Source organism: Mycobacterium sp., assembly GCF_032162605.1.
GTDB lineage: Bacteria > Actinomycetota > Actinomycetes > Mycobacteriales > Mycobacteriaceae > Mycobacterium.
In genome coordinates, this window is record NZ_JAVROT010000243.1 from 1 (window position 1) to 4,704 (window position 4,704).

Below are 4,704 nucleotides of genomic sequence, written 5' to 3' on the forward strand. Positions count from 1 at the left end.
TCGTCTGACGCCGGGACGTCGAGGCGTTGCTGCAAATCCGTCCCCGGGATGGCGGCCGCTTGGCGACGGATCACGTCGACAGGCCGCAGTGCCCTGCCGACCAGCAACCAGCCGACTAGCGCAAGTAGTGCAACCATCGTCGGCACACCGAAGATCAACGCGGCGCCGAGCTCGCTCCCGCTGTCTTCCAGAGGGGTCGTCGCCGAGCCCACATACACCGTTGCGGGACCAGAGGGAGAGGTCACCGCGACCGCGGCCACCCGATACTGTCCATCCAACGCCGAAGAAGTGACGGTGCCGAGTGCCGGGGCGTCCGCCGCGGGCGAAATGAAGAACAATCGTGGTTCGCCGTCGATGTCGCCCGAACTGCTGATCACGTTGCCGGCCCCGTCGACAACCTGCAGTACGGTCGACTCTCCCGCGGAGCGAGCCACCCGTGGATTGGCGTCACCCTTGGCCACGTCGGCGGCCACCTCGTGGACCTGCTGCGTCAGGTTCGCATCCAGATTGGCCGCCAGCACGCTGTCCACCCGCCACACCAATAGCGCTGCGGCAGAGGCCATCCCAACCGCGATGACGATGGTGGCGGCGGCAGTCAGCCGGGCCCGCAATGATAGCCGCCGCCACCACGACGGTGTCGGGTGCGGCCGGTCAGGATCGGTAGTCACGCACGGACGCGTCGTGCCACGTCATCGCGAAGCCGATAGCCAGCCCCGCGGACCGTCTCAATGCTGCGCCGGCCAAATGGAGCATCGATCTTCCGGCGCAAGTAGCCGACATACACCTCGACTACATTGGGGTCACCGTCGTAGTAGGTGTCCCACACGTTGGCCATGATCTTAGACTTGGGCACCACCTGGTCACGGTGGCGCATCAGATACTCGAGCACCGCGAACTCCCTTGGCGTGAGATCGATTTCGGTGGCGGCCCGCCAACACGTGCGCGAGCCGGGGTCGAGTATCAAGTCTCCCGCGACCAACTGCGCCGGACGTTCCGGAGCCCCGCGGCGGATCACCGCCCGCAGGTGCGCCAGTAGCACAACGTACGAGAACGGTTTGGTCAGATAGTCGTCGGCACCAAGATCAAGAGCATCGGCCTCGTCGTATTCGCCATCCTTGGCGGTGAGCATCAGCACCGGAACCCACACCCCGTCGCTCCGCAGTCTGCGCACCACCTCGTAGCCCGACAGCCCCGGCAACATGATGTCCAGGACCAGCGCGTCATATGTGATGGTCTGCATTCGAGTCAACGCCTGGACACCGTCGCCGGCGATGTCGACGGCGAAGCCATCTGCCCGCAGCCCGGCGGCCAGAGTTTCGGCCAGCGCCGTCTCATCCTCCACGAGTAGCACCCGCATACCCCACCGCCTTTCGCCGATCTGCCCGTACTAGTGTCGTCCGTTCACGCCCGAACGGCGGCGGCCCGACCATTCTCTCGGTCCGGCCGCCGCCGCCGGCGGTCGGAGCGATCAGCGGGTCGGTGGTGCGGGAGGAACGGGAGTGTCCGGCACCTCCGGACCGTTCTGGTCACCTTCCTGGACGTTGCCCGTGTCGGCGGCATCGATACCGTCTGGGGTGTCACCCGGTTCCGGAGTGTCCACCACTGTCGGAGGGGCCGGTGGGGGCGGTGCGGGCGTCGCGTTGGAGACGGCGATTCCTCCGCCCAACGCGGCGCCGGCAAGTGCCGACGTCACTGCGGCGACGATCCTGCTCTTTCGGTTCAGCATTGTCGATCCTCTCTGTCCCAGCCCATTTGGCTGTGGGGTCCAACATGCCGACCGGGGGTTGTGTCGTCGCTGAACGAGGCTGAGAACACTCACAGGTGCGGTGATCCGCCCGCAACTGTGAGCGCGCTCAGCCGGGCACAGGTTCGCCACAAGTGGGCGCAGCAAGCTGGCGGCAGCCGAAGACGGCAGAAACTGCACGAAGGGCCGACAATGCGGAACCAAATCGACGGGGTCTTGGCCGAACTAGTGCCGGGGCGGTCCGTGGCGCCGCGTAGCTGCGCGAGTAGAACGACGGCCACCGCCAGCCAACCGAAGACGAAACCCGATTGGCCCCGCATTTGGCTCGAGTTCGATGACGGCACCACGGTCGGTGTTCGGGGTAGGGGCTTGATCGGACGCGACCCGGCCCCCGCCAGCGGCGAGAAAGTCGAGCAACTAGTCACACTCGCCGACGACACCCTCTCGGTGTCACGGACACACCTCGAGTTCGGGATCGCGGAGTCGGGTATGTGGATCCGAGACCGTTCCTCCACCAACGGCTCGGTGATCGAGATGGAAGGCCGCCGGATCCCCATCGAGCCGGGATTGCGAGGGCCAGCCCCGGCGGGTTGCAAGATCCATCTAGGCGCGCGCCACGTGACGGTCCGGGTAACTCCGGGCTGCGAGATTCTGAATGTCGCGACGATCGATTGGGGTGCGGCGAGCCACGCTGGTGCAGTGCACGAACGTCGTCATGAAGACAATCAGGACGCGTACTGCACGGAGCCGCCGGTGTTCGCGGTCGCAGCTGGAATGGGTGGTCACTGCGCCGGCGACGTCGCCAGCCGTGAAGTGGTGGCGGCACTCTTGCCGCTTGTTGGCCGGGTGCCGGTGACCGGCGCGATGCTCACGGTCTGCCTGTCGGATGCGCGGGCACGGATTGCTCGCATCGCCGTCGACGGCGGGCGGCCCCCAGGATCTACTCTCAGCGGTGTGATCGCCACGCGCATCGACGGTGTGCCGTCGTGGTTGGTGGTCAATATCGGCGATTCACGCACGTACCGGCTGGATTCCGACGCCTTGCGCCGGCTCAGCGTCGACCATACCGTCGTGCAGGAACTGATCGACAGGGGCGCGTTCCCGCCGTATGCAGCCGCATCCCATCCGGCCCGGAATCTGCTAACCCGTGCGCTGCTTGCCGAAGCCGAACACCCGGCCGACATCTCGGTGTTGCCGATGCGAACGGGTGACCGGATTCTCGTATGCTCGGACGGTCTGACCGGGGACCTGGACGAAGGATTCATCGCAGAAGTGTTGCGGACGACGTCCGATCCGCAGGTCGCCGCCGAGAGCCTGATCAGGGCTGCGATCGACGTGGGCGGCCACGACGATCTGACCGCACTGGTGGTCGATGTTCTTGCAATCCGTCACGGCGCCAGCTAATCCCAGAAACCTCCGCCGATTCCAACCACACCACCAGAAGGGTGCCCTCGGCGATCGCGACGAGGGCATCCAATCCGGTCATCCCGGGGCATCCACGCCCGACTGCGACGGACGGTGCTTCTGGAGTTTGGTTGGCAGTCACCGGCTGCAGGTCGCCGATTTGGCGCCATTGGTGCTAGCAGGTAGGCGCTGATTCCCATTGGGGGAAACGTGGTTGGGTGTCAGCCGGGACGACACAGATTCGATGGAGGGCAATTCTGGAGATGAGTCCAGACTAGGACCAACCATCGAAGGAGTACCAACATGCGAGTCAAACTGACCCACATCGCACCGCTGTTGGCGGCGGGAGCTGCCGCGGTAGCGATCACCGCCGCACCTATTGCCGCGGCCGCTACCAGTCAGCCGTCCTGTGGCGGAAACGTGTGCCAGTCGCCGGGCAATGTCCAGATCAACGACTCTCCTCCCCCCGTCAGTTTCTATCCCTACGGAGGCGATGCGTTTCTGCTCGGCGGCGGCGGCGGCGGTGGTGGAGGACACCGGTAGCGGTCAACCACCACCGCGTTGCGCCTGTACAACCTGACACCCTGGTGGGGAGCTCGCCAGGCATGTGTTGCCACGCTGGCGCCCCACCGGAGCACACATCCTCACCCACATATTCAGCTACCGGGAGCTTTGAGGGCCGGGAAACGCCATGAGCATCTCATCGCCGGGCCGCGTCTTCCTGAACCGGCGGGCGTTCGTCGCCGCCACTGTGGCCGGCGGGTTCGCGTTGGCAGGATGCGGCCGTTCGACACCCCCGGCGACGAACCGCCGACCTCCACCGACGCCGGGATCGACTCGAATGTCGAACGCGCTGTTGGCGTCGGCGTGACACTGTGGCTGGGTTCGTCATTGTTGGTGATGGTCAGCTGCTGGCCGGGCTTGAGCGGTGCCCGCACGGCGTAGGCGAAGTTGGAGATGACGATGTCGCCGACGGGCCGTATCTCGGTGCAGGTGGCCAGTTCGGCGGCATCGCGATGATGTCCGGGAATACCGGGGCCGGCATGCTCGGCGTTGAACACGGCGTCGTTGACCAGCTTCCCGATGTGGTCGTTGTCCAGGCTGTAGAAGCTCGTGGTGCCCTCCCTATGGGCCCGGACGAGCCTGGCCATCCGCAGCTTGGCCAGATGCTGCGACACCGGTTTTCCGACATGACTGGCAAGCTCGTTGACGGACATCTCCCGGCTCACCAACGACGATCAACCAGCCGGAGTGACGCCAGACCCTCAACGGCGCGGAATGCCCGCGAGTTTGTCGGCGAACTTGGCTTCGGCCGCATCTCGCAGTCGGAGCAGGTGTTCCGACGGAAAGGTATCGGGGGCGGGTTCGACGTCCTTGAGCAGTTGTCGCGCCAGCGTCACCTTGTGCACCTCGGTGGGACCGTCGGCCAGGCCGAGCACGAACGACTCCGTCAGGTATTGCACGAACGGCATCTCGTGCGACGTGCCCAGTGAGCCGTGAATCTGCAACGCGCGCGCCGACACGTCGTGCAGCACCTTCTGCATCATCGCCTTGAC

5 protein-coding genes and 2 pseudogenes are annotated in these 4,704 nt (G+C 65.6%); 2 read left to right on the forward strand and 5 right to left on the reverse strand.

Annotation, left to right across the window (positions count from 1 at the left end; translation table 11 throughout):
- The 3 genes and pseudogenes from QOI01_RS14745 to QOI01_RS14755 all read right to left on the reverse strand — a co-directional run.
- Positions 1-668: pseudogene (locus QOI01_RS14745) on the reverse strand (hypothetical protein); the annotation flags it as partial.
- Positions 665-1,357, reverse strand: coding sequence for a response regulator transcription factor (locus tag QOI01_RS14750; protein ID WP_526382105.1), 693 nt, complete (start codon positions 1,355-1,357; stop codon positions 665-667). The gene QOI01_RS14750 and the pseudogene QOI01_RS14745, both read right to left, overlap by 4 nt.
- A gap of 111 nt (positions 1,358-1,468) precedes the next feature.
- Positions 1,469-1,726, reverse strand: a complete 258-nt coding sequence (locus QOI01_RS14755; protein WP_526382107.1) for a hypothetical protein — start codon at positions 1,724-1,726, stop codon at positions 1,469-1,471.
- A gap of 210 nt (positions 1,727-1,936) precedes the next feature.
- On the opposite strand from QOI01_RS14755, the gene QOI01_RS14760 reads away from it, so the two are divergent.
- Together QOI01_RS14760 and QOI01_RS14765 are read left to right on the forward strand one after the other, a co-directional pair.
- Complete coding sequence (locus tag QOI01_RS14760) at positions 1,937-3,148, forward strand: protein phosphatase 2C domain-containing protein (protein WP_526382109.1); 1,212 nt, start codon at positions 1,937-1,939, stop codon at positions 3,146-3,148.
- 303 nt (positions 3,149-3,451) lie between these two features.
- The gene (locus tag QOI01_RS14765) at positions 3,452-3,691 is read left to right on the forward strand and encodes a hypothetical protein (RefSeq protein WP_526382111.1); all 240 of its coding nucleotides are present in this window, start codon (positions 3,452-3,454) and stop codon (positions 3,689-3,691) included.
- Between the two features lie 452 nt (positions 3,692-4,143).
- On the opposite strand, the pseudogene QOI01_RS14770 reads toward QOI01_RS14765, so the two are convergent.
- Positions 4,144-4,383 (reverse strand): annotated as a pseudogene (locus QOI01_RS14770) (ArsR/SmtB family transcription factor); the annotation flags it as partial.
- A 30-nt stretch (positions 4,384-4,413) separates the two neighbouring features.
- Positions 4,414-4,704: acyl-CoA dehydrogenase family protein (locus QOI01_RS14775; RefSeq protein ID WP_526382113.1), on the reverse strand; the 291-nt coding region annotated here is incomplete at its 5' end.